Origin of the sequence: Micromonospora sp. WMMD1155 (genome assembly GCF_029581275.1) — a bacterium.
Lineage (GTDB): Bacteria > Actinomycetota > Actinomycetes > Mycobacteriales > Micromonosporaceae > Micromonospora.
This window is the reverse complement of sequence record NZ_CP120742.1, coordinates 686,836-711,295: the sequence shown is the minus strand read 5'-3', so window position 1 is coordinate 711,295 and position 24,460 is coordinate 686,836. Positions and strand designations below refer to the sequence as shown.

Below are 24,460 nucleotides of genomic sequence, written 5' to 3'. Positions count from 1 at the left end.
CAGGACTCCTTCGCATCGTGGGAAGAGCGCAAGGAATGTAGGAGAGTCGACGGTCCGAAGGGCCACAGTCGAATGAACAGTACGCTCAGCCAGTGAAACATCTCGATGTTCGTCGGATGTTCACCCGCCGCACGCCTGGCGGCTCCCGTCGAACCCTTGCCGCTCCTGCGTCCAGTCGCCACGATGGCTGACCGTCAGCTACCGACCCGAGGAGATGCTCGTGTACCTGTCGACCGTCTCCCGGCCGGTCGCCGACCCACCGGAATCGGGGCCTCGGCGTCGACGACTGGCCATGGTCAGCGGCAACGTCGTCGCGCTCGGCACGGTCAGTCTGATCACCGACGTCTCGGCCGAGATGGTGGCCGCCGTCCTCCCCCTCTATCTGGTGCTGGGCCTGCAACTCAGCCCGGTGGCGTTCGGGGTGCTCGACGGCGTGCACACCGGTGCCACCGCGTTGCTGCGGGTCGTCGGTGGCTTCGTCGCCGACCGGTTCCAGCGGCGCAAGCTGGTCGCGGGTCTCGGCTACACCCTCTCCGCGGTCGCGAAGCTCGGGCTGCTGCTCGCCGGCCGGTCGATACCGGCGATCGGTGCCGTCATCGCCGTGGACCGGCTCGGCAAGGGTGTCCGCAGCGCACCCCGCGACGCCCTGATCACACTCTCCACCCCGCCCGAGGCGCTGGGCCGGGCGTTCGGGGTGCATCGCGCGATGGACAGCGTCGGCGCGTTCCTCGGGCCGCTCGCCGCGTTCGCGGTCCTGCTGGTCGTCGGGCAGTCGTACGACGCGGTGTTCGTCACCAGCTTCTGCGTCGCAGCCCTGGCCGTGGTGGTGCTCGTGCTGTTCGTCCGGGAGCGGCCACCGGGGGAGGTGAGGGGCGAGGTGAAGGACGAACCGAAGGTCTCCGTCCGGGAGGCTCTCGGGCTGTTCCGTGGCGGACCGGCCCGTCGACTCGTGCTGGCCGCCGCGATGCTCGGGTTGGCCACCGTCGGCGACGGGTTCGTCTACCTGTTGTTGCAGCGTCGGGAGGATCTCGGCCTGCGCTGGTTCCCGCTGCTCGCAGTGGGCACCAGCCTCGCGTACCTGCTGCTCGCCGCCCCGCTCGGCGTGCTCGCCGACCGGATCGGGCGGCTGCCCGTGGTGATCGGCGGCTACACCGCCCTCGGTGCGACGTACCTGCTGCTGGCCGGGCCGGTCGACGGCTGGCCCCTGATCGTGCTGACGCTGACGCTCTACGGCGCGTTCTACGCGGCCACCGACGGCGTGCTCATCGCGCTCGCCGGGCCGGTCCTGCCGGCACGGCTGCGGACCACCGGGATCGCTCTCGTGCAGACCGGGCAGGCCCTGGCGTACCTCGTCTCCTCGGTCCTGTTCGGTCTCGCCTGGCAGGCGTTCGGGCCGGAGACCGCGATCCGCGCGGCGGCCGTCGCGGTCGCCGGGGTCCTGGTCCTCACGCTGCTCCTGCTGGTGCCCCCGTCCCGCCTCGCCACCCGGAAGGTGCCCCGATGACCGCGATGTCGACCCGAGCGAAACTCGGCGTGGTGACCGCCTCGGCCGTGCTGCTGGCCGGTGTGGCGGTCGGCTACGTGGCCACGGCGGCGGAGACCGCACCGAAGCCGCCTCCCACCACCGGCGAGCAGGCGGTCACCCTGACGCCCGGCCCGCGCCTGCTGGCGATCACCGACCGGCACGTCTCCACCGTCGCCGCGGCCGACCCCACCGGGCCGCGTACCGTCTCCGGCCTGGAATGCCTCCGGGTGTACGCCGCCGCCGGCACCGGCGTCTGCCTGAAGCCGGAGACCGCGTGGTCGTACCAGATGGTCGTGCTCGACGCCGCGTTGCGTGAGACCCGGAGGATCAGCGTGCCGGGTCTGCCGAACCGGGCCCGGGTCTCGGCCTCCGGACGGATGGTCTCCTGGACGACGTTCGTCGGCGGCGACTCCTACACCTCCAGCGGCTTCTCCACCCGCACCGGAATCCTCGACACCCACAGCGGGGTCACCGTCGCCACGCTGGAGGAGTTCGCGATCACGAAGGACGGTCGACGCTACCGCCACCCGGACGTCAACTACTGGGGTGTCACCTTCACCGCCGACGACAACCGCTTCTACGCGACCATGTCGACCGGGGGCAGGAGGTACCTCGTCCGAGGTGACGTCGCCGCCCGCACCGTCGAGACGGTGAAGGAGAACGTCGAGTGCCCGTCGCTGTCGCCGGACGGCACCCGGCTCGCGTTCAAGGAGGCCGTCGACGCCGATCCGGCGAAGGGCTGGCGGCTCTCGGTCCTCGACCTGGCGACCATGCGGGTCACCGTGACGGCCGAGGCGACGAGCGTGGACGACCAGGCCGCCTGGCTGGACGGGTCCACGCTGGCCTACACGCTGCGGCAGGACGACGGGCGGCCGGACGTGTGGAGCGTCCCGGCCGACGGGTCCGGCGCGCCGAAGCTGGTGATCCCCGGCGCCGAGTCGCCGTCCCCGCTCACCTGACGGATCGGCCCTCGGGCAGCCACGACACCTGACCGCCTTGGTGCGGACAGCATTCCGTCATGTGGGATTCCGCGCCGCACCCATCGCCGTTCATCGACGTTCCCGAGGCTGCTGACCATGACAAGGCTCAGTCGTCGCATCTTCGTCCTCAGTGGACTGGTGACCGCCGGTGTCGCGCTGACACCACGCCAGAACGCCCGCGCCGCGGTGCCGTACCCCTTCAAGCTCGGTGTGGCGTCCGGTGACCCGGCGCCCGACAGCGTGGTCCTCTGGACCCGGCTGGCACCGTCGCCGCTCAACGCCGACGGGCAGGGCGGCATGGCCAACGCCGACGTGACAGTCGAGTGGCAGGTGTCCACCACCGACCGGTTCACCTCGCTGGTCGCCTCCGGTTCGGTGGTCGCCCGCTACGCCGACGCGCACTCGGTGCACGCGATAGCGGGCGGGCTCGCCGCCGACTCCGACTACTTCTACCGGTTCCGGGCCCAGGGTCAGATCTCCCCGGTCGGGCGTACCCGGACCGCCCCGGCGCCCAGCTCCTTCGGCCGCGACCTGGTGATGTCCTTCGCCTCGTGTGCGCACTACGAGGCCGGTTACTACACCGCGTACCGGAGGATGGCCGAGGACAACCCGGGGCTGATCCTGCACCTCGGGGACTACATCTACGAGGGCGGCGTCAACACCTCCGCCGTGCGGCAGCACGTCGGCGCCGAGATCGTGTCGCTGGCCGACTACCGCCGCCGGTACGCGCTCTACAAGTCCGACCCGGACCTGCAGGCGGCCCACGCGGCGGCGCCCTGGCTGGTGGTGCCGGACGACCACGAGGTGGAGAACAACTACGCCGACATGGTCCGCAACGACAGCAGCCCCACGCTGACCGCCGCGCAGTGGACCGCCCGGCGGACCGCCGCCTACCGGGCCTACTACGAGAACATGCCGCTGCGCCCGGCCTCCGCCGCGAACGGCAACAGCATCCCGCTGTACCGACGCGTCCGGTGGGGTCAGCTCGCCACCTTCCACATGCTCGACACCCGGCAGTTCCGCGACGACCAGGCGTGCGGTGACGGCTGGAAGGTGTGCGCGGACGCGGACCTGACCTCCCGGTCGCTGACCGGGGCGGCCCAGGAGGCGTGGCTGCTCGACGGCCTGGCCCAGCGTTACGGCACCTGGGACATCCTCGGTCAGCAGGTCTTCTTCGCCCGGCAGTTCGACGCCGCCGGGGCGGCCAGCATGGACGCCTGGGACGGCTACCGTGCGTCGCGTAGCCGCATCCAGACCGGCTGGCAGCAACGCGGGGTACGCAACCCGCTGGTGCTCACCGGCGACGTCCACAAGTCGTGGGCCAACGAGCTGAAGGCCGACTACGCCAACCCGTCGTCCGCGACCATCGGCACCGAACTGGTCTGCACCTCGATCACCTCCGCCGGCAACGGCACCGGAAGCACCACCATCCCGAACGCGGCGACCAACCCGCACCTGAAGTTCCACTCGGACCGGCGGGGCTACGTTCGTACCACGATCAGTCGCAGCCAGGTCCGCGCGGACTTCCGCGCACTGAACACGGTGACCGAGCACGGCGCGGCGGCTTCCACGGTGCGTTCGTTCGTGATCCTCGACGGCCAGCCCGGCCTCCAGGCCGGCTGAGGGAGAGCCACACCATGACCGCGATCACCGCACTGCTCACCGCGTCCCTGCTGGTCCCGAACCTGGCACCGGCCCCGACCGCCATGACCGCCGAGGCGGTCACCTGGACCACCGCGAACAGCGTCGCCACCGGCGACCAGGACCTGCCCTCCATCGCCATGAACCGCAACGGCCAGGTCGCCGTCGTGTGGGAGGACGACCGGGACAGCACCGCGCCCGAGGACGACACCCACAGCGAGATCTACCTGCGACTCTTCCGCGACGGCACACCCGGCTACGAGCTGAAGCTCTCCAACGGTGGCACCAGCGGGGCCGCCTGGCGGCACATCAGCCCCGACGTCGGGCTCGACGACAGGGGCAACGCCGTGGTGGTCTGGGCCGCCGACGGCGACGGCAACGGCTACTACAACATCCAGTACCGGGTGGTCTCACCGACCGGCGCGGTGCTCGGCTCGGGCCAGGCGAACGCCTCCGACGCCGGGCAGCAGATCTGGCCGAAGGTCGGCGTCGACCCGGACGGCGCGCCGACCACCGCCGCGGTCGGCTTCACCGTCGCCTGGGAGGACGTGCAGGGAACCGCACCCGCCACCGTCAGGGCCGCCGGCTTCACCGCGCCCACCACCAAGGGGTACGAGGTGACGGCCTCACAGACGACCGGGACGCACCACCGCCCCGACGTGGCGGTGTCGGCGTCCGGCGAGGCACTCGTGGTCTGGGACGAGGACGCCGACGCGAACGGCTCGGACAACATCGGGTTGACCCGGCTGGCCCGGTCCACCGGCGCGGTGGTGCTGTCCCGGCGGACGGCCAACGCGCAGAGCGGCGGCCAGCAGCGGCGTGCCTCGGTCGCGGCGAACTTCGCCGGTGACTTCACCGTCGGCTGGGAATCCGACCACACCGGCACCCGGGGTGTCTGGGCGCGTTCGTTCACCGCGGCCGGTACGGCCCGGCACGGGGAGGTCGAGGTCTCCACCGGCGCCGGTGCCGTCGTGCCCAGCGTGGGCATCGACGACCAGGACAACGCCGTGGTGGGCTGGACCGTGTCGGGCGCGAACCCGGACGTCTGGGCCCGGGGCCTCAACCCCGACGGCACTGTCGACGGCCGACTGGCGGCCCAGGCGTTGAGCCAGACCACCACCGGTCGCCAGGAGCACTTCGCGCTCGCCGCGTCGCCGTGGGGCGAGGTGAGCGTCTGCTACACCGACGACAACGACGGGAACACCTTCGACCAGGTGCTCCTCGGCCTCGGCACGACGAACTCCACCTGGCTGATGTCCGCCGACGACCTGCGCCGACTCAAGGCGCGGGGCACCCCGACCCGCTGAGCCGAGCGGGCCCGTTCAGCCTGCGTGGTCGGGCTCGCCGCCGACCCTCGCCACCCCGTCGTCCGCGCCGCCGGGCGACGGGGTGGCCACAGCGCGCAGAGTCACCGACCGGTCGGTGTGGTCGACCTCGAAGAGCGTTCCGGCCGGGAAGCCGGCCAACGTCTCGGGCGGCAACTGGATCGTGCCGTCGCCGGCCACCACGGCGAAGTCCCGCCCGTCGCGCCCCTCGGCCCCGACCCGACCGTCCCGGATCGTGACGGCGCGGCCCAACCGGGCACCCACCTCGCCGTCATGGGTCACCACGACGACTGTGGTGCCCCGCTCCGCGTTGACGGTGGCCAGCGCCGCGAGCACCTCGTCCCGACCGGACCCGTCGAGCTGGCTGGTCGGCTCGTCGACCAGGAGCAGACCGGGCCCGGCCGCGAGCCCCTGCGCCAGAGCGGCCCGCTGACGCTGCCCAGGAGTCAGGTCGCCCATCCGCCGGGCGCCGGCGCCGCCGAGGCCGACGAGGTCCAGGATCGCCTCCGGCGGATCGAGCCGGCGTCCGGCGATGCGTGCCGCAGGTCGCTGCGCCAACCAGACGTTGCGCGCCAGCGACACGTACGGCAGCAGGTTGCGTTCGGCGCCTTGGAGCACCGTGCCGACAGTGGCCCCGCGCAGAGCGGCCAGGCCCTTGGCGGAGAGTCGGGACAGCTCGTGGTCGCCCACGTAGACGCGCCCGGCGGAAGGCTGCGTGAGCCCGCCGAGGATCGCCACCAGAGTGGACTTTCCCGAGCCGGACGGGCCCACCAGCGCCAGCATCTCGCCGGCGGCGATTCGCAGGTCCACCCCGGAGAGCGCGACGACGTCACCGGTGGCAGTGGGATAGATGTGGATCAGCCGGTGGCAGGTGACGGCCACGCCTCCGGCCGGCAGGGTGACGGGCACCGACTCGTGCGCCTCGGCGGTCATCGGCCAGTCCGGCGGCGTACCGAGGCGGCGACAACCTGACCGAGAACGACTGCGGTGAGGGCGAACAGCGTGACCGTGGGCACCACGAACACCAACAGACGGCCGACGTCCGGCCACTCGGGTACTGGCACCGGGGAGCGGCCGTCACTGAACAACCGCTGGCCGCTTCGGGTGAGAAGCCAGATCACCACTGTGACGAGGGCGCCCGAGACGGCGGCGACCGCGACCGGCCATCCGTAGCCGCCACGGACCGCGCCTGGTGGCAACCCCTGCCGACGCAGCGCCACCAACATGGCCACCCGGCTACGCTGCTCGGCCGCCGCCATCGCGACCAGGCCGGCCGCTCCGATCAGCACCCCCGCCAGCGCCGCGAACATGTTGAAGCGCACGGCCAACGCCATCGCCTGCCGATCGAGATCCTGGCGGAGGGCGATGGCCGTCCGGTCGTTCTTGATGACCAGGCCCTGGGCGCGAAGTCGGTCGAGGACGTCAGTGGGGGCTGTGCGAGCCAACCAGACCTCTTCGTTGCCATTCTGGCTGGCGACGGCGAGTCGATCCGCGTACTCCAGGTCGAGAATCAGACCGGATCGACCGAGCCGCGGCAGACGATCGGCCAGACCACCGACCAACGCCCTGGTCGGTGTCCCGTCGACCCCGTCGTACGCATGGACCCCGGCGAGCGGCGTTCCCATCGACCGGGTCAGGTAGACGGGTAGCGGGAAGGGTGCGTCGACAACTGCGATCCCGGCCGGCGTCGCACGCCGGTTCTCCGTCACGGTGAGAACGAGCGCCGCCTCCGTCCCGCTGGCGACGTCGAGGAAAGTGTCGTCGGGATCGGACAGCCGCCACCGCGTCGGGTCGGCGAACTGCGCACCGGTCAGCACGATGTTCTCGCGATCGCCGTCCTCATCGCCGGTTCGCAATGCCTCGAAGCGGGCCTCCAGGTTTCCGGACACCACCGGTGCGACGATGTCGATTTTGACCAGCCGGCATTCCTGCGTGCACTCGGGCACCTGGAGGACGTAGCCCTTACGGCCGGGCTCGATGTCATCGCGAGAGGTGACCACTCGGGTGCCGTTGGCGCTGGAGACCGTGACCGCGAGGCGGACCCGATTGCCGCCGAAGAGCTTGGCGTCGAAGCTGGCGGAGATCTGAACGGTGAGCAGGCGCCCGCGCAGTCGCACAGGTTCCCCGGGCACAGCTGGGCGGATCTTTCGCGCGACGTCCGCCAGGGACACGCCGTAGGACGGATGCGACCCGGCCACTGTCGCCAGCCGGTCGGAGTCCACTGCCAGCAACGGTGTACCAATCGTTGAGGACGAGTCCGTCACCACCGTGGCCATCGCGAAGCGACCTTCGGGATCGGCCGCCCGAACGGCTGCCAACAGGTGCGAACGCGACGTGGCGTCGACCTCGACCACGCGCGGCGCACCGACCTCGACGGTCGCCCGGTCACGGTAGGCGGCCGACGCGACCTCGCTCGTGGCGACGGTGAACGCGAGCATCGCGACGACCACTGTGAGCAGCGCGATCAGGGGCCGGAACCGTGGTTGCCGAGCCACCTGCACCAGGGCGAGACCACTGGCGGTCCGGCCACGCGCCAGCAGCGCACCACCCACCGCGGCGCCGGCGATCATGGTGACTCGCGCCAGCAGCACCGCTGCGGCGAGTGCCCCGGCGACCGGGGCCACCAGTGCCAGTCCGCTGGGCGATCCGCCGGAGCGCAACTGCACGACGGCAGCCACGGCGACGGACACCGCGACGACATCACCGACTGTCGACCGCCACCCCCGTACCCGTGCCGGAACCCGGCGTAGCAGGTCGATGACTGGTGCGGACAACATCCGAGCCTGGGCCAGCAGCACCGCGGCGAGCGCGCCGAGGGCGCCGATGGCGGCGAAGCCGATCACGGTGGCGTCCACCGTGACGTCGGCGCGGGCCGGGAGGGTGTGCGCGGCGAGCACCTTGGCGGCGGCGAGGCCACCCAGGCAGCCGAGGGGGATCGCGACCAACGCGGGTGCGGCGTGCTCGCCGATCGCCAGCACCCACAGGCGTCGGCGCTGCACCCCGCGGAGCAGGAGCAGGCCCTGCTCCGGTCGACGCTGGTCGGCGGCCGAACTCACCGCGACGAAGAGCACCAGCCAGCAGAGCAGGACCAACAGCCCGGCGCCCAGCGTCACGCCGTCGGCCAACTGCCCTCGTTGCACGGTGACGCGATCAAGCAGGCTCGGCAGGGTGGTGCCGGCACCGAAGCCCTCGCGGCTCCCGTCGCGCTGCACCATCGTGATCGCGTCTCGCAGGCCCCGTACGGACCGGCTGTCCAACAGGTGCTCGGTGACGTAGAGGTCGGCTGTCGACACGTGCAGGATCGCCTGCTCGTCGGCCAGGGGTGCGACCTCGGCGGTGAAGATCGCATCCTGGGCGCTGCCCGCGATCGACGTGCCGGGTGGCCCTGCGGCTGGTGGCCGAATGAGCTCCGCGCCGAGCCAGAACGGATCGGTCACGTCCCGCGGTCGGTAGACACCGGCCACCCGCACCGGCACCGCGCCGAAGGTGAACTGATCACCGACGACGACGCCGAGACGGGCGGCGGTGTGCGTGCTGACCATGACCTCGGGGAGTTGACCCTTCGAGGTGGACCGAGGGCAGGCTCCGGTCAGGTCGACCCGCTCGCAGACCCCCGCTCGGAAGGTCAGGTTCGAGGTCACGCTCCCGGCCCGGCCGGCGGCGACGCCACCGCTCTGGGCGCCCAGGACGACGTCGAATCCGGCCGGCGTGAGTTGCCTGACCTTGGCCGCGAACATGCTGCGTGCGGGGTCGGCTGGCATTCCCGGATGTTCGACGACTTCGGTGAGCCGTACCCGAAGCTCGTTCGGCGACGCCTTCGACATCTCGTAGCTGGCCAGGGACTGCCCGGCCGCGGCGACATAGCTCGGTGCCGCCGCGGCGGCGGCGCTGGCGAGCACTGCTAGCAGGAGCACCGCCAAGGCGTGTGCCCGGCGTGCCGCGAGCGCTCCCCAGATGACCGTCAGCATTGATGGTGAGGGTATTGACGTGACCGCTCGTTCACCGTCCCGGCGGATGGACCGAGACCCAACGGTTACGGCACTCCCTCAGCCGCGGACGATCTCCGCTCGCCCCTCGACGAGATGCAGCTCGGCTCCGCAGGCGGCGGCCAGATCCGGATCGTGGGTGGCGAACACGACGGCAGCGCCCCGCCGCGCCTCATCGTGGAGCAGCCCCAGCACCCGCTGCCGATTGCCCGCGTCCAGCTCGCTGGTCACCTCGTCGGCCAGCAGCACGTCGCCACGCAGAGCCAGGCCGCGGGCGACGGCCGCACGTTGCTGCTGACCGCCGGACAACTCCTCGACGAGCTGGTCGGCCTGGCCGGAGAGCCCCAACAGCTCCAATGTCGCGGCGGTCTGCCGACGGGCTTCGGGTGGTGGCGTGCCGTCGGCCACGAGAGCCACCTGGAGGTTCTCGGCTGCGGTGAGGATGGGAGCCAGACCGTTGTCCTGTGGGATGAGGACGATCCGGTGCTGCACCGCGTGATCGCGGTCGCGCAGCGGCTGCCCGTCGACGCTCACTGCGCCGGCACGTGGCCGCAGCAGCCCCGCAATCGCGCTGAGCAGAGTGGTCTTGCCCGCGCCCGAAGACCCGGTCACCGCGAGCAACCGACCCGGACGGACTGCCATCGAGACGTCCCTGAGGACGGCCGGCCCGTCGCCGTAACCGACGGAGATCCCGTCAATGCTCAACACGTGCCACCGCCCCCTGCCCGGCATCGATGATCCGCAGACTGCCACGGCTCGCCGACCCGCACAATCCCGGTGGCTCAGCCTGCGGTGCGACGTGCTCGGACCTGGGTCAGCCGTTCGTGCAGGACCAGGGCGGCGAGGAAGGCCGCCAGCAGCCCGAGTGCGGCCAGCGCGGGCAGGATCCGGGCCACCGGCATCAACGCCGGCACGAGGCCGAGCGCGACGAGTTGGCCCGGCGTGTCGCGTACGGTCAGCCGGAGGAACAGTAGACGGCCGACGAGGTAGAGCGCGGTTCCGCCGTAGAGCACAGCAGTCGCCGGCCACACCATCGGCTCCCCGCTGGGGTGGCCCGGCTGATCGGTCAGACTCGCGAGGACCAGGTGAAGGCCCAACGCGAAGTAGACCACCCCGGCGACCAGCGGCAGGTGTGCCAGCGTGTACGCGTCCGACGCCAACTGCTGGCGACGCCGGGAGCCCGGTGGGGCCGCGGTCAGCACGTTCGCGGCGGCCGGGGCGACGCCCACGAAGTAGAGCCACCACAGGCACACGGTCGCGGCGAAGCCGAACACCGCGGCCAACAGCACCGGCCAGGCAATCATGGCCCGGCCCACGCCGGCCCCGGCCGACAGCAGGGACTCACCGAGCACGATGATCAGCACCAGGCCGTGGCGTTCGGCGAAGTGGGCTCCGCTGCGAACCTCCCCGAAGCTGACGGCGGTGGTGAGCCGGCCGCCGCCGTAGTCGACGATGAACGCCACGGTCCACAGCACGGTCTGCGCGGTCCCGCCGAGGATGGCTCCCACCAGCAGCGGGGCCCAGGCGGTCATGGTGGACACGGCGAAGCGCAGGGTTTGCCGGCGGTACTGCGGGTTGCCGGACGAGGCGTAGGTCATCAGGCCGAGGTGTAGCCCTCGGACCACGATGTAGGCGACGGCCAGGGTGAGTGGCGGGCTCAGCGCGCCGTCATGGCGCTGCCACGCCTCCGGGATCACCAGCGCGGCCACGAAGATGGCGGCCATCGCCGCGAGCATGCCGGCCAGCACCGGGCCCTTGTCGGCGCGGACCTGATTGGCCAGCCACGCGTAGCAACTCCAGGAGTACCAGAACCAGAGCAGGAGCAGCAGCCCGTGGTAGAGGGTGAGCGGCCCCAGCGACTCCGCCATGAAGCCGATGAGCCGTGTGAGCGCGAAGACCAACACCAGGTCGAAGAAGATCTCGAAGGTGGTGGCCCGGTGCGCCTCCTCGACCAGCACCGGCCGGGAATGGTGGCCGCGGCTCATCCGCTCATCCTGGTCTGTCCCGCACCGGGTGCGCGGGCCAACGCCCAGCTCAGACGAGATCAGCCGAAGAGCAGGTCGAGGTGAGCATCCAGTGCGTCCAGCGCCTGCTCGGCCGTGTACTGCCCGCCGAGCAGGTAGACACCCAGCCCTTCCATCAGCGCCAACAGGCCGGCCGCGGCGGCGTCGCCCCGGCCTTCCGGCAGGAGGCCGGCGATGAACTCGGTGAGCTGCCGGGTGCCCGCACGGAGGCCGGTGGCGGCGGCCGGCCGCACCGCCGTGTACGCGAGGAACGCCAGCGCCACCCGCCCGTCGTCGCGGGTGTGCTCGTCGAGGGGTAGCAACGCGGCGAGCAGGGTCCGCAGCAGCAGCCGGGGCGGTGGGTTCTCGCCCAGCCGGGCCACCGCGTCGGTGACCCGGACCTGGCTGCGCTCGCGGACGACGCTCAACGCGAACGCCATCATCTCGTCCTTGGTCCGGAAGTAGTGCTGGACCATTCCGGCGGACACACCGGCCGCGGCCGCCACGTGTCGGAGGCTGACGGCCTCCAGCCCCTGATCCGCGGCGACCCGCATCAACGCGTCCGCGATGAGGGTGCGTCGCTCCTGGTGATCGACCTTCTTGGGCATGGCCTCGATCGTTTCACAGTGGGTGATCCGGGCACTCCGCCTGCGGCGGTGGTCACCGGCTGACGGTGGTGCTCGTGGGGGTGCCCCGGGCGCTGCGCAGGAGGCCGTCGGGGTCGTCGGCGTACAGTCGCAGCTCATTCGTCGGCACGGATCCACCCCTCGGCAGGTCGAAGGTCATCGGCCGGCGCAGCAGGACGTCGATGCTCGTCTGGCTGCCGACCGAGATGGACACCACCCGCCGGTCGCCCTCCTGCTCGACCTGCACCGACCTGCTCGACGGCAGCGAGCGGTACCGCTTTCGCAGCGCCTCGACGTCCGTCCACGGGACGAAGACGTCGATGCCGGAGCTGAGCCGCACCCGCAGACCCCGGTCGCCCACGACGTGGGGGTGGATGGTCATGGCGGCGTACAGACCGATCATCCAGAGCAGACCCCAGATGCCGAGGCCGAGCACGATCCACCGGGCGGGTCGCCAGGGCACCACGTGGGTGACGACGACATCGAAGATCGGGATCTCGACCACCGACAGACCGATGAAGATGCCCAGGATCGGCTTGACCACGCCGAGGTAGCCGAACGGCTCGTCGCCGGGGCCCAGTGGCAGCGGGCGGCGTCGCGCCCACAGGTAGAGGCTGCGCCACGTCGCGGCCTCGGCCTGCGCCGCGCGACGCAGCAGTTGGCCCACCCGCGCCCTGGCCGGGGCGTTCGTGTCGCTCATCGTCGTCCTTCTCGGTAGCTGTCGGCGGTCAGTGCAGCGTGACGGTGCCGGCGGCGCCGTCCACGGTGACGACCTGCCCCGTGCGGATCGTCCGGGTGACGTCGGGCACGCAGATGACGGCGGGGATGCCGTACTCGCGGGCCACCGTCGGGCCGTGCGCCATGATCGCGCCGGTCTCGGTGACCAGCGCGGCGGCGGTGAGGAACAGCGGCGTCCAGCCGGGGTCGGTGGTCGCGGCCACCAGGACGTCGCCGGGCTCGATGTGGGCGGTCCGCGGGTCGTGGACCACCCGGGCGGGGCCGGTCACCCGGCCCGCCGACGCGCCCACGCCGGTCAGCGTCCCGTCGCCGCCGGCCACCGCCGGCAGGACGGCCTCGACATCGGTGCCGTCGGAGAGCAGCGCCACCGGCACCGTCCGGCGCCGCGACTCCCGCCGGTACACGGCCCGTCGGGTGGTGACCGTCGCCCGCGGATCAACCCCCTGGTGTACGGCGGTGTGCACCTCGTCGAGGGTCAGGAACATGATGTCGTCGGGCTGGTCCAGCAACCCCGAGTGGTGCAGGTCGGCCCCGATGAGCAGCAGTTGACGGCGTGTCTCGCGCAGTGGGTAGAGCCCGGCGAACTTGCCGGCCTCGCGCAGGCCCGCCAACGACCGCGCCCGGCGCAGCAGGAATCCGGCGATGGTGCCCCGCACCGGCCGCCGACGGCGGGCTCGCCGGGTCAGCTCCTCCAGCGCTGCCTCCGCCGCGGAGGCGGCCCGTCGGAAGCGCTGATCGGGGCCCTGCCGGGGATCGGTGACCCGGAGGTAGTTCACGACCGCGGCGAAGACCGGCGTGGGGTCCTCCTCCCATCGCGGCACGCCGAGGTCGACCTCGGCGACGCCCCGGTGACCGTAGGCGGCCAGGAAGGCGGCCATGCCGATGTCGGGCAGGGTCCCGGCCAGGTAGCGCGCGGCCGACTCGGCCGGCGGGGTGTCCAGGAGGAGTTGCCGGTGCTCGCCCGCGTTCTGGGCGAGCCGCCACAGTGCCAGGTCCATCTCGATGGTGACGTTGTGCGGCATGCCGCCCAGCACGGTGTGGATCTCGTCCGGCCCGGCGAGGCCCTTGAGCAGTGTGGTCGGCAACGCGGCGGCGAGCATTCCCGCGACGATCGGCCACATGATCGCGTCGGCGCTGTCGTCGGCGTCGCGCGCCTGCACGAAGCGCAGCCGGTCGGCGGTGGTACGCAGGTCGGCGGGGGCGGCCGACTGTGTCCTCATCTGCTCGATCGCCTCGAACATCCGGAGCCGCGCGGTGTCGGGACGGGCCAGGGCCCGCAGGATCCCCACGACCGCGCGTCGGGCGGTGCGCAGCGACGCCCCAGTCGGTGTTCCGCCGCGCCGGGCACCGCCGCTGGTCGGGGCGAAGCGGGGATCGGCCAGCACGTGCTGCATCACCGCCTGGGCGCGTGGCCCGAAGTCGACAGCCATGAGCTTGACCAGCCGCTTGCGGGAGGACCGGTCCCGAGCCAGGTCGGTCAGGTCGCCGTAGAGCCGCCCGCCGATGTCGACGATCTCGACCCGCACACCCAGCGAGGCCAGCATGGCGGCGATCTGTGTCCGCAGCGTCGACATGCCCATCGGGGTGACCGGTTGCCGCATGCCCTGGACGTGACCGAACTCCAGGTAGACCCGGGGGAGAGGCTTGTCGGTGGCCGGTGGCTGTGGGAACAGGCTGGTGATCGGCCGGGACTGGAGGAGCCACCGGACGTCGTGCGCGTCGATCGCCCACTCGATGTCCTGCGGGCAGCCGAAGTGGGCCTGAAGTCGCTCGCCGGTGGCTCGCAGGTCGGCCAGGTGCGCGGACGTCAGGCATCCGGTGTCGTCTCGGGTGACGTCGTCGAGGACGTAGTGGTCCACGGTCGCCGCGCCGTCCACCACCGTCGTGCCCAGACCCGGTGCCGCGTCGACGGCCATCTCGTCGCGACGACCGGTGAGCGGGTTGGCGGTGAAGAGCACCCCGGCGACCTTGGGCGCGATCATGCGTTGCACGACGACGGCCATCCGCACCTGCCGACCGTCGATCTGGTGGGCGTCGCGGTAGGCGGTCGCCCGGTCGTTGTGCAGCGAGTCCCAGCACTTCGCGATGGCGGCGATCACCTCGCTGGCGCCCACGACGTCCAGCACGGTGTCCTGCTGTCCGGCGAAGCTCGCGTCGGGCAGATCCTCGGCGGTGGCGCTGGAGCGCACCGCGACCGGGCCCGCGCCCAGCCGCTCGTAAGCGGCGGTGACCTCGGCGGTGGGGATCACGCCGAGGCGATGTGCCTCGGTGGTGACGCAGAAGCCCTCGGGGACCCGTTCGCCGCGCCGGATCAGCTCGCCCAGGCCGGCGGCCTTGCCGCCGACCAGGTCGAGCATCTCGGTGGTCACCTCGGACAACGGGATCACGTGCATCGCGGGCCCACTCTCGTTGCAATACGACTGCATCGGATGCGACCGTAGCTCGTTCACGATGCAACTGCAATGTTTCCGATTCGGTGGTGACCCGGAGCCGCGACGTTGCCGGCGTCTGCCATGCTCGGGCCGGTGACGACCGGCCGCCCCGCCAGAGCCCGCACCCACCGCCGCCCGCGAAGCCGCACCCTCCTCGTGCTCCTCGCGCTCGTCGCGGCGGCGGCCGTCCTCGGTGTCGCGGTCGTCGTGGTGCCGATGCTTCGACCGGCGGGTCCGCGCCCGCTGTTCCAGATGCCCGTCGCCTGCGGCGAGACCTGGCAGCTCAGCACCTATCCCGGCCACGACGACTACGACGTGGACTTCTTTCCCGTCGAGGGTGAGACGTGGGGGCGTCCGGTGCTCGCGTCCTATGCCGGAACGGTCACCGTGGCGGGTGTCAACGGGTCGCTCGGCGGTCGTACGCCGGAGAACCCGGAGGGCCCACGCGGGCGCGGCGGCGGTTACTGGGTGAAGATCGACCACGGCGGCACGTGGGAGACGCAGTACCTGCACCTGCTCGAACCGCCGCTGGTCGAGGTCGGCCAGAAGGTCGCCCAGGGCGAACAGATCGGGAAACTCGGCAGCACCGGCAACTCCGGGGCGCCGCACCTGCACTACGAGCAGCGGCGCGGCTGGGAGAAGGTCGAGACCCACTTCGACGGTACGCCGTCGGGCATCACCACCGACGACCGTGAACAGATTCTGCGGCGGGTGAGCAACAACTGCCCGGCGCCCGTCTCCTGAGGACGGCGGTTTGCCCGCCGCGTCCCGGGGCACTGGTTCGGGGAACAGTTTCGGTCGCAGGGAGGAGCTGGCCATGGCCAAGGGTGACGTCGACACGTACCACGAGGACGGGCAGTGGAAGAACAAGCCGGAGGGCAACGAGCGGGCCAGCAGCACGCATGACGTGAAGGCCGACGCGCAGGCCCAGGGTCGCGAGATGGCGGCCGACCGGGGTGTCGAACACGTGGTCAAGAAGCAGGACGGCACGATCGGGGAGAAGAACACCTACCCGCGAAGCCGCGATCCCCGGGACATCGAGGGCTGACGCCCTCGTTCCACGTTCTCACCGACCCCCTCGGCAGGAGCCGACGGGGGTCGGTCCGTTCTCACTGAGGCCATCGTCGGCCTGCGACCGTTATCCGCGTACCGAAAATATGGGTGGTTTGGGAGGTTATAGTCCGAATCGAGACTGAAGTGAAAGCTGGGAGTGGGCATGTCGTTGTGGGGCCGGCGTCGTCGAACCAGTGCCGGCGCACTGGTCCTTGTCGTGCTCGTGGGGACTCTCGCGTTCGGGCCGGTCCCGGCGTCGGCGGCCGGGTCCGTCCTGTTCGACCAGCCGTTCCACAACAACACCGCGAACGGCATCGGCGCGGTCGCGGTGCCCGCCGCGCCCGTCGCCGGCGGCACCAACGCCGCCTGCCTGAGTGCCGCCGGCAACACCACCGCCGGCCCGCTGCTGAGTTGCACGACCTCCACCGACCCGCAGGGCGCGGGCAAACTGCGCCTCACCCCCGCCACCGTGAACCGGCAGGGCGGGGTGTTCGCCGCGGTGAGCGTGCCCACCTCGCAGGGCCTGCACCTGACCTTCAACACCTACCAGTACGGCGGCAGCAACCCGGGTGCGGACGGCCTCGCCTTCGCACTGGCCGCCGTCGACCCGGCCAACCCCAGGTCCCCGTCGACCCTCGGCCCGTCGGGCGGTTCGCTGGGCTACTCGGCGGCGTTCAACGGTGTGTCGGCGGGCCTGTCCAACGGATACCTGGGCATCGGCCTGGACGTCTTCGGCAACTTCAGCAGCAGCACCTACCAGGGGACCGGCTGCACGAACCCGCCGTACATCTCGACCACGGGTGGGCGGGTCCCCGGCCAGGTCGTCGTTCGCGGACCGGGCCGCAACGGCGTCGGCTACTGCGCGCTCAACAGCACCGCCGGAAGCACCTCGGCTCCGGCCATCCCGTTGCGGGCCAACACCCGGGCCGCGTCCGTGGTACCGGTCGAGGTCGTCATCAACACCACCTCGTCGCCGTACACCACCGACACCGGCATCACCACCCCCGCGGGCCAGTACCGGATTCGATTCACCCCCGTCGGCGGGCAACCGCGGATGCTGCAGGGCGTGCTGCCGGTCGTGTCGCCCAGCCTGTACCCGTCGCCCACCTGGTTGAACGCCGACGGCTACCCACGGCAGCTCGCCTTCGGCTGGGTGGGCTCCACCGGCTCGGTCACCGACTTCCACGAGGTCGACGAGGCGCGGGCGGTCAGCTTCAACCAGGTGCCCGACCTGAACGTGTCGCAGACCAGTGCGGTCGGCCCCTCCCCGCAACCCGGTGACCCGGTCACCTACTCGATCACCGCGGGGGTCGACGCGGGCGCCGCCGAGACGGCACCGATCTCGGTCACCCAGACCGTCCCCACCGGTGTCGTACCGCGCGCCGCCTACGGGTCCGGCTGGATCTGCGGCGCACCGTCCGGGCAGACCATCACCTGCACCAACAGCAACGGCCCGTTCGCCGGCGGCACGTTCCTGCCGCCCATCACCATCGTCGCCACGGTCACCGGCAGCGGCGTGACCCCGACGCAGATCCAGACCGCGACCGTGGCGACCTCGTCGTCGATCGACGCGAACCCGGGGCTCGCCACCGGCACCACACCGGTCGCCCCGGCGACCGCACCGACCGGCGTCACAGTCACCCCGGCCCAAAGCTCGATCTCCGGCGGCATCGCGGTCACCGTCGGCGGCAGCAACCTCACCGGCGCGACAGCGATCACCATCGGTACGGCCGCCGAGCAGCAGGCCGGCACCTCGGTGCTGTTGCTGCCGTGCGCCTCCGGCCCGGCCCCCGGCTGCTTCACCGCGAACCCCAACGGCACACTCGGCATCTCCTCCATGCCCGCCCGGTCCAGCCCGGCGACGGTCACCGTCAGCGTCGTCACCCGCGGCTCCGCCGGATCGGCGACCTACGTCTACGCGTCCGCACCGGGCACTCCGGCCACGCCCACCGCCGTCGCGGGCTTCACCAGCGCCACCGTGAGCTGGACCGCGCCGGCCAGCAACGGCAGCCCGATCACCGGCTACCTGATCACCCCGATCCGGGACGGCGTCACCCAACCCACGCTCTCGTTCGACGCCTCCACCACCAGCCGCACCCTGACCGGCCTGACCGCCGGCTCCGCGTACGCCTTCCGGGTGGCCGCAGTGAACGCGTACGGCACCGGCGCGGCCAGCCCGGCCTCGGCGGCGGTGGCTCCATACACCCTGCCCGGCGCCCCGACGATCACCTCGGCCTCCGCGGGTACCACCGCCGCCAGGCTGAGCTGGACCACCCCGACCAACGGCGGGTCGGCCATCACCGGGTACACCGTGACGCCGTACCTCGCCGGGGTGGCGCAGACCCCGCAGACCTTCACCGGAACCGCCACGACCCAGATCGTCACCGGGCTGACCGGCGGTGCCACCTACACCTTCCGGGTGGCGGCGATCAACGCCGCCGGGACCGGCCCGCAGTCGGCCGCGTCCGCGTCGGTGACTGTCAACCCGGCACCGACCCTGACCTTCGCACCGCCGCCGCCCGGCAAGGTTTACGACCAGTACCAGTACCAGTTCACAGTGAACGGCGGCACGGCTCCCTTCGCCTGGTCGACGAGCGCCGGCACCCTGCCCGCCGGATTGACCCTCGACCCGGTCACCGGTCTGCTCTCCGGCACACCCACCGTGTCCGGGACGTTCCCCTTCACCGTGCGGGTGACCGACTCGTACGACCAGTCCGCGACCCGACCGGTCGAGCTGGTCATCAGCCCGCTCGGTGGGCTCTCCATCAGCGTCCCGGCGATCTCCGCGCTGGGCACCGTCACCTCGGGTACGACAGGCGTCTCGGGCCAGCTCGGCCCGGTGACCGTCACCGACGACCGAGGGCCGTTCTCCGGCAACTGGGTCAGCGTCGTCTCCAGCACGAGTTTCACCACGGGATCCGGTTCGGGTGGGGAGACCATCCCCAACAGCAGCATCACGTACGCCTCCGGTGCCGCGACTGCCGCCACCGGCGTCGGGACGTTCATCCCGCAGCCCGGCGCGGTGCTGAACACCCCGCGTACGGCCGCCGGGTGGTCCGGCCCGAGCGGCGGCCCGAACTCCGCCACCTGGAACCCGACCCTGTGGTTGACGATCCCGTCCGAGGTGGTGGTCGGTGACTACGTGGCGGTCGTGACGCATTCGGTCATTTAGGCCGTCGTGAAATCCGGTGGTGTCAGTCGTCGCCGCTTGCGGTGAAGTGGGCTTCAACAGCGATCCTTCATCAGGCGTCTGGCAGGCGGAACATCCGCGAGCGCCTCGAAGGGGGACTCGAAGTTGCTACCCGAACCACCGCGCACCGCTCAGCAACGGAAGCGGGACACGCTCGCCCGCCTCGACCACGACCTGGACGCGTGGGTCGCCTCGGCGGACCGGAACGGCGACCCGTACCTGGTGCCGCTGTCCTTCCTCTGGGACGGTACGGCCTTCACCATGGCCACGGCCGAGTCGAGGCCCACCGCGCGCAACCTGCGGGCCTCCGGACAGGTGCGGATGTCGGTCGGTTCGACGCGGGACGTGGTCCTCATCGACGGCGTCGTGGAGACGTTCTCCAGCGACACCGTGCCCGGCGAACTGGCCGACGCGTTCGCTGCGAGACTCTGGGATGCGCGGATCGGCCCGACCCCCTACGCGTACTTCCGGGTGACACCCCGTCGGATACAGGCGTGGCGGGAGGAGAACGAGATCGCCGGCCGTGACCTGATGCGCGACGGTCGGTGGCTGGTCTGAGGGTGGCCGACGCGTCACCGCCCGGCCGTTCCGCTCGGAACGGCCGGGCAGTCTCCGAGTGCTCAGGCGAGCCGGGGTCGTTGTCGGCGAACGAGGTACCAGCCGCCCAGGGTGACCAGCACCAGCGCGGCGAACCCGCCGACCGTGTAGACCAACCACCTCGGCCCTGCCGACGTCGCGACAGTCATCGGTGCCGCGACGGGCAGGCTGATCGTCCCGGTCGCGGTGCGTTCCACGATGCCGCTGACGAGTTTCGCCTGTACGTCCCAGGTCCCCGCGGGCAGGGCCTGGTCGACCTCGATCCGGACCTGGCCGCTGTGGCCGGGCAGGATCGTCACACCGTTGGTCACCTTGAACGGACCGGCCCGGACCGCGGCCTTGCTCAGCGACAGGGTGCCGGTCATGTCCAGCGCGCGCTGGCCGGTGTTGGTGACCTGCGCGGTGACGACCGGGAACTCGCCTGTTCCGGGCTCGGCGGCCAGACCGTCGATGCGAAAGTCGGTCGGCGGTTCTCCACCCGGACCGATGTCCAGGTAGACCCGGATGCCCACCCGGTGGATCTGGGTGACGTTGCCGGTGCGTTCCTTCGCGCTGGTGACCTGCGCCCAGATCGCCGCGTACCGCTCGCCCTTGGACGCCTTCCTCGGCACGGCGATCTCGACCTCGACCGGCCGTCGCTCGCCCGGGGCCAGCACCATCGTGGCGGTCCTCAACCGGATCCATCCACTGAGTTCGTTTCCGGTACGCCCCTCCGGCACGGTGAAGGCGTTGTTCTCCACCGACGCCGCCCCGGAGTAGAAGTCGATCTCCTGCGACTCGCCGGAGGTGTTCCGCACCTCGACCCGGCGGTTGATCGTCGTCCCGGGCTTCAGGTGATCCACGATGTAGACCTGGGCGCGGGGGTCCTGCACGCGGCTGGCGGGGATGTCGAGCAGGCGGATGCTGATCGCGGCCTCCTCGGCGGGTTCCTGTCGGTGCTCCCGCACGGCAACGGCCGGCGCCGCCGAAACCCCGAGCGCCACGAGGGCGACCGAGGCCAGCAGCGCCAGCCGGCCGAGCGGGTCAGACCACCGAATGGGTCACCGTTCCGGTGTAGACACCCTGGACCGTGCCGACGGGCACGTTCACCACCAGGGTCGGGTTCCAGGTGGCGAAGTTGTTGCCGGTGCCGCCGGTGTGGGTCATCGCCGTCCGGGGCACGTTGATGATCACCTGCTGGGCGGCGGTCGGCTGGCCGGGCGTGAAGGTGCCGCCGCCGGCGGTCGCCGTCGGCGGGCCCGACCAGTAGAGGACGTTGATGTTGGGGATCGTCTCCCCGGACGAGCCGCCGCCGGTGATGAAGTCGGTGGAGATGACGCTGGCGGTCCAGTTGGGGGTGAGCGACCCGCGCTGGTCCAGCACCGTGACCGGACCGAGCTGGCCGGTGATCGTCGAGCCCTCGACACCGTGCCCGATGTTCGCCGAGGCCGGGACGGTGATCGACAAACCGCCGGCGGCGTCGACGGTCAGGGTCACGATCGTGTCGCCCGTCGTGTCCGCGGCGGCCGGTCCGGCGAGCGCGACGACGGCGGCGACGCCGGCCACACCCGCGAGAAGTTTCCTGCGCATCGAATCTCCTTATCCTTGAATCGCCCAAACGGCGCGTTCTAAGGCTAACTACGCAAAACGCCTCGATATGGGCGAACGGCTCGGGGTCACCCGGTCGCTTGGCAATCGTGAGCTGGGAGAAGTCGATCGCCCGCCGGTCGTTATGACAGCGAGCGATCGCGACTGGGCTGACAAGCCGATCGTGCGGCGAACCGGGCCTTCGGCATGCGGGCCGAGCGTCGGCCACCGGAGCCTGGTCCGCGGGGCGCGGACCGTCAGGCCGGCACGACGTAGGGGAAGGTGTTCGCACGGGCGGCCTTGGTGACCTCCGGCGTGAGACCCGAGGTGGTGCCGGTGTTGAGGATCAGGGAGAACATCACCTCGGGCGCGTTGTCGGCCATGGTGCGCCCGTTGCGGACCGCGAAGCCGTAGTTCGCGGCCGTGCCGACCTTGTACGACAGGACGTCGGGGTAGAGCTGTCGGGCGACACTCCAGCCGTACGCCTGCGGGTCCGGTGCGGTGCCGTTCGCCGCGACGACACCCGCGACCGCGTTGGCGATCTCCTCGCCGTCCTCGGCGAGGTCGCGACTGGGGTGGCGGAAGTTGGCGGGGTTCGAGAAGTCGGTGTCGTGCGGCCAGAAGATCGGCCACATCATGGGGTGGCCGGCGCGGTTGATCTGACGCCAGCCCCCGGCGTCGGTGGCCAGCAGGGTGCGACACCACACGCCGATCTCGGTGCCGTCGCGCAGCAGTGGCTCGTCGTGGGAGACCTCCAGGACGATCGACTCGACGGTCGTGCCGGCGAAGCTGTTCTTGGCCTGGTCGACGCGCCACGCTGAGCGGTCCACAGTCGATCCGTCCTTGACCGCTCCGTTGATGGTGGCGAGTTCGTCGAGGTCGACGAAGAACGGGTCGGTGATCCGCCCGGCCCAGGCCCGGACGTTGCCGCCGGTCGACACCTGACCGGTCCGCCCCTCGGCGATGGGAGTGCCCATCGCGGCGTCGTCCCGAGCGTCCGATCCGGTCAGCTCGTACAACTGGAAGGTCTGCTTGCCCTCGGCGTCGACTTCACCGAAGGCGAACCGGTAGGTCAGGTCCTCCAGCTCCGTACCGTTGATGTGGATCTTGAATTCGTAGCGGGCCTCCGCATGGAAACCCCGCTTGATGTCGGCCCTGGTCACCGAGCTGTTGACGTCCATGACGAACACCGTGGCGCGGTCGCCGTCGAAGACGTAGAGGTCGTCGATGTAGAGCTGACCGCCCTGGGCGGCGAGGGGGGTGTCGAGGTGGTGCGACATGAACTCACTCCCGGGAACGGCCGGATCTCTGGATCGATCCGAACGTAACCGGCGTGGCTTCGACCGCGGCGAGGGTTGGCTTCTGATTCACCCGGGCGACGGAGCGGCCCGGGGGGTGGGCCGCCCGAGAGTGTCCTCGGACGGCCCACTCGTGGTGCCTCAGATGCGCGACCACTTCTGGTTGGCTGCGCCCAGGCAGTCCCACAGGTGCAGCTTGCCGCCGTTGTTGGGGTTGGCTTCCCGCACGTCCACGCACTTGTTGGCGTTGAGGTTGACCAGGTCGCCGGCCCCGTTGAGGGTGAAGCGTTGCGCCGTGTTGCCGTTGCAGCTGACCAGGTTGACCTCGGTGCCGTTGGCGGTGCCGGCCCAGGCGGGGTCCATGCACTTGCCCATCGCGCGGACGGTTCCGTCGGAGGCGAAGGTCCACGCCTGCGCGGCGGTGGTGTTGCAGTCCCAGATCTGCAGCTTGGCGCCCTCGACCGGGTCGGCGCCGGGGATGTCGATGCAGCGGCCGCTCTGCGCGCCCCGGATCCGGCTGGTGCCGGGCGCCGGGTCACCTCCGCCGGAGGTGTAGCTGGACACCCGGACGTAGTCGACGAGCATCTGCTGCGGGAACTGCGTGGACCCGTCCGGGTAGCCGGGCCAGTTACCGCCGACCGCCACGTTGAGGATCATGAAGAACGGGTGGTCGAACACCCACCGGTTGCCACCGAGTCGCGCGGGGTCGACCCGGTGGTACTGCACCCCGTCGAGGTACCAGGTGATGACGTTCGGCTCCCAGTCGACCCGGTAGGTGTGGAAGCCGTCGGCGAGAGGGCTGCCGAGGGTGCGGCTGCCGGTGATGCCGCCGCCTCCGGAGTAGCCGGGCCCGTGCACGGTGCCGTACACGGTGTTGGGCTCCCGGCCGATGTTCTCCATGATGTCGATCTCGCCCGCGTCGGGCCAACCACCACCGGTGCCGAGCATCCAGAACGCCGGCCAGATGCCCTGGCCGCGCGGGATCTTGATCCGTGCCTCGAACCGGCCGTACGTCTGGGTGAAGGTGGCTGCGGACAGCAGTCGGGCCGACGTGTACTCGCAGCGCCCGTAGTGGCACTGGTAGTTGGCGGGGTTGTCGCGGCGGGCGGTGATCACCAGGTTGCCCTGGCCGTCGTGGACGGCGTTGCTCGTGCTGCTCGTGTAGTACTGCCGCTCGTTGTTGCCCCAGCCGCCGCCGCCGATGTCGAACCGCCACTTGTTCTGGTCGACGGGCGTGCCGGCGGGGGAGTTGAACTCGTCCTGCCAGCTGATCGGGCCGATGGCGGCCTCGGCTCGATCCGGCTGCGGCGGGACGACGAGTGCCACGGTGGTCGTGACCAGGGCGGCCGCCGCGAGTACGAGTGGTCGGAAGCGGGCTGTGAACACGGGAGGCTCCTCAGCGTGGAGGTGATGGAGGCGTCGTGACGAAGAGGCGGAGAGCGCTCTCCACAATGAAGCATGTCGATGCCGGATCCTTTCTGTCAAGAGTGTTTCCAATAT

At 71.2% G+C, this 24,460-nt stretch carries 19 protein-coding genes; 8 read left to right on the top strand and 11 right to left on the bottom strand.

Annotation, left to right across the window (positions count from 1 at the left end; genetic code table 11):
• Positions 1–214: 214 nt before the first annotated feature.
• From O7617_RS02945 to O7617_RS02930, 4 genes are all read left to right on the top strand, one after another.
• The gene (locus O7617_RS02945; RefSeq protein WP_282261341.1) at positions 215–1,504 is read left to right on the top strand and encodes an MFS transporter; all 1,290 of its coding nucleotides are present in this window, start codon (positions 215–217) and stop codon (positions 1,502–1,504) included.
• Positions 1,501–2,484: a hypothetical protein gene (locus tag O7617_RS02940; protein WP_282261340.1), complete on the top strand. Its 984-nt coding sequence runs from the start codon at positions 1,501–1,503 to the stop codon at positions 2,482–2,484. Before O7617_RS02945 ends, O7617_RS02940 begins: the two co-directional genes overlap by 4 nt.
• 117 nt (positions 2,485–2,601) lie before the next feature.
• Positions 2,602–4,128, top strand: a complete 1,527-nt coding sequence (locus tag O7617_RS02935) for an alkaline phosphatase D family protein (RefSeq protein WP_282261339.1) — start codon at positions 2,602–2,604, stop codon at positions 4,126–4,128.
• A gap of 14 nt (positions 4,129–4,142) precedes the next feature.
• Positions 4,143–5,453, top strand: coding sequence for a hypothetical protein (locus O7617_RS02930; protein ID WP_282261338.1), 1,311 nt, complete (start codon positions 4,143–4,145; stop codon positions 5,451–5,453).
• Positions 5,454–5,468: 15 nt separating this feature from the next.
• Here O7617_RS02930 and O7617_RS02925 read toward each other — a convergent pair whose 3' ends face one another.
• From O7617_RS02925 to O7617_RS02895, 7 genes are all read right to left on the bottom strand, one after another.
• A complete protein-coding gene (locus tag O7617_RS02925; protein WP_282261336.1) occupies positions 5,469–6,404 on the bottom strand; it encodes an ATP-binding cassette domain-containing protein in 936 nt (311 codons plus the stop codon).
• Positions 6,401–9,439 carry an FtsX-like permease family protein gene (locus tag O7617_RS02920; RefSeq protein WP_282261334.1) on the bottom strand — a complete coding sequence of 1,013 codons (3,039 nt, stop codon included), beginning with the start codon at positions 9,437–9,439 and terminating at the stop codon, positions 6,401–6,403. The genes O7617_RS02925 and O7617_RS02920 overlap by 4 nt, the downstream gene beginning before the upstream one ends.
• 78 nt (positions 9,440–9,517) lie before the next feature.
• Positions 9,518–10,189 (bottom strand): ATP-binding cassette domain-containing protein, encoded by a 672-nt coding sequence (locus O7617_RS02915; protein WP_282261332.1) that lies wholly within the window; start codon positions 10,187–10,189, stop codon positions 9,518–9,520.
• 50 nt (positions 10,190–10,239) lie between these two features.
• Positions 10,240–11,442: a low temperature requirement protein A gene (locus tag O7617_RS02910; RefSeq protein WP_282261330.1), complete on the bottom strand. Its 1,203-nt coding sequence runs from the start codon at positions 11,440–11,442 to the stop codon at positions 10,240–10,242.
• Positions 11,443–11,501: 59 nt separating this feature from the next.
• Positions 11,502–12,068 carry a TetR family transcriptional regulator C-terminal domain-containing protein gene (locus tag O7617_RS02905; RefSeq protein ID WP_282261329.1) on the bottom strand — a complete coding sequence of 189 codons (567 nt, stop codon included), beginning with the start codon at positions 12,066–12,068 and terminating at the stop codon, positions 11,502–11,504.
• Positions 12,069–12,120: 52 nt separating this feature from the next.
• Positions 12,121–12,786: a hypothetical protein gene (locus O7617_RS02900; RefSeq protein ID WP_282261328.1), complete on the bottom strand. Its 666-nt coding sequence runs from the start codon at positions 12,784–12,786 to the stop codon at positions 12,121–12,123.
• A 28-nt stretch (positions 12,787–12,814) separates the two neighbouring features.
• Positions 12,815–15,250: a PEP/pyruvate-binding domain-containing protein gene (locus tag O7617_RS02895; RefSeq protein WP_282261326.1), complete on the bottom strand. Its 2,436-nt coding sequence runs from the start codon at positions 15,248–15,250 to the stop codon at positions 12,815–12,817.
• Positions 15,251–15,337: 87 nt separating this feature from the next.
• Between O7617_RS02895 and O7617_RS02890 the strand changes: the two genes are divergently transcribed.
• From O7617_RS02890 to O7617_RS02875, 4 genes are all read left to right on the top strand, one after another.
• Positions 15,338–16,000 carry a M23 family metallopeptidase gene (locus tag O7617_RS02890; protein ID WP_282264616.1) on the top strand — a complete coding sequence of 221 codons (663 nt, stop codon included), beginning with the start codon at positions 15,338–15,340 and terminating at the stop codon, positions 15,998–16,000.
• Positions 16,001–16,073: 73 nt separating this feature from the next.
• Entirely contained in the window at positions 16,074–16,304 is a 231-nt protein-coding gene (locus O7617_RS02885; RefSeq protein ID WP_088990612.1) for a DUF2188 domain-containing protein, read from the top strand.
• Between the two features lie 222 nt (positions 16,305–16,526).
• A complete protein-coding gene (locus tag O7617_RS02880; protein ID WP_282261323.1) occupies positions 16,527–19,481 on the top strand; it encodes a fibronectin type III domain-containing protein in 2,955 nt (984 codons plus the stop codon).
• A 123-nt stretch (positions 19,482–19,604) separates the two neighbouring features.
• Positions 19,605–20,057 carry a pyridoxamine 5'-phosphate oxidase family protein gene (locus O7617_RS02875; protein WP_282261321.1) on the top strand — a complete coding sequence of 151 codons (453 nt, stop codon included), beginning with the start codon at positions 19,605–19,607 and terminating at the stop codon, positions 20,055–20,057.
• A 62-nt stretch (positions 20,058–20,119) separates the two neighbouring features.
• Here the strand turns inward: O7617_RS02875 and O7617_RS02870 are convergent, their stop codons facing one another.
• From O7617_RS02870 to O7617_RS02855, 4 genes are all read right to left on the bottom strand, one after another.
• A complete protein-coding gene (locus tag O7617_RS02870) occupies positions 20,120–21,079 on the bottom strand; it encodes a hypothetical protein (RefSeq protein ID WP_282261320.1) in 960 nt (319 codons plus the stop codon).
• Positions 21,080–21,119: 40 nt separating this feature from the next.
• Positions 21,120–21,665, bottom strand: a complete 546-nt coding sequence (locus tag O7617_RS02865) for a hypothetical protein (RefSeq protein ID WP_282261319.1) — start codon at positions 21,663–21,665, stop codon at positions 21,120–21,122.
• 254 nt (positions 21,666–21,919) lie between these two features.
• Entirely contained in the window at positions 21,920–22,942 is a 1,023-nt protein-coding gene (locus O7617_RS02860; protein ID WP_282261318.1) for a DUF4331 family protein, read from the bottom strand.
• A gap of 159 nt (positions 22,943–23,101) precedes the next feature.
• Positions 23,102–24,346 (bottom strand): family 16 glycosylhydrolase, encoded by a 1,245-nt coding sequence (locus tag O7617_RS02855; RefSeq protein ID WP_282261317.1) that lies wholly within the window; start codon positions 24,344–24,346, stop codon positions 23,102–23,104.
• Positions 24,347–24,460: the final 114 nt, after the last annotated feature.

What these genes read in the sequence shown, in the direction of transcription:
- O7617_RS02945 (WP_282261341.1), top strand. Translation starts at nt 215, where the DNA reads ATGCTCGTGTACCTGTCGACCGTCTCCCGGCCGGTCGCCGACCCACCG.
- O7617_RS02940 (WP_282261340.1), top strand. Translation starts at nt 1,501, where the DNA reads ATGACCGCGATGTCGACCCGAGCGAAACTCGGCGTGGTGACCGCCTCG.
- O7617_RS02935 (WP_282261339.1), top strand. Translation starts at nt 2,602, where the DNA reads ATGACAAGGCTCAGTCGTCGCATCTTCGTCCTCAGTGGACTGGTGACC.
- O7617_RS02930 (WP_282261338.1), top strand. Translation starts at nt 4,143, where the DNA reads ATGACCGCGATCACCGCACTGCTCACCGCGTCCCTGCTGGTCCCGAAC.
- O7617_RS02925 (WP_282261336.1), bottom strand. Translation starts at nt 6,404, where the DNA reads ATGACCGCCGAGGCGCACGAGTCGGTGCCCGTCACCCTGCCGGCCGGA.
- O7617_RS02920 (WP_282261334.1), bottom strand. Translation starts at nt 9,439, where the DNA reads ATGCTGACGGTCATCTGGGGAGCGCTCGCGGCACGCCGGGCACACGCC.
- O7617_RS02915 (WP_282261332.1), bottom strand. Translation starts at nt 10,189, where the DNA reads ATGCCGGGCAGGGGGCGGTGGCACGTGTTGAGCATTGACGGGATCTCC.
- O7617_RS02910 (WP_282261330.1), bottom strand. Translation starts at nt 11,442, where the DNA reads ATGAGCCGCGGCCACCATTCCCGGCCGGTGCTGGTCGAGGAGGCGCAC.
- O7617_RS02905 (WP_282261329.1), bottom strand. Translation starts at nt 12,068, where the DNA reads ATGCCCAAGAAGGTCGATCACCAGGAGCGACGCACCCTCATCGCGGAC.
- O7617_RS02900 (WP_282261328.1), bottom strand. Translation starts at nt 12,786, where the DNA reads ATGAGCGACACGAACGCCCCGGCCAGGGCGCGGGTGGGCCAACTGCTG.
- O7617_RS02895 (WP_282261326.1), bottom strand. Translation starts at nt 15,250, where the DNA reads ATGCAGTCGTATTGCAACGAGAGTGGGCCCGCGATGCACGTGATCCCG.
- O7617_RS02890 (WP_282264616.1), top strand. Translation starts at nt 15,338, where the DNA reads ATGCTCGGGCCGGTGACGACCGGCCGCCCCGCCAGAGCCCGCACCCAC.
- O7617_RS02885 (WP_088990612.1), top strand. Translation starts at nt 16,074, where the DNA reads ATGGCCAAGGGTGACGTCGACACGTACCACGAGGACGGGCAGTGGAAG.
- O7617_RS02865 (WP_282261319.1), bottom strand. Translation starts at nt 21,665, where the DNA reads ATGCGCAGGAAACTTCTCGCGGGTGTGGCCGGCGTCGCCGCCGTCGTC.
- O7617_RS02860 (WP_282261318.1), bottom strand. Translation starts at nt 22,942, where the DNA reads ATGTCGCACCACCTCGACACCCCCCTCGCCGCCCAGGGCGGTCAGCTC.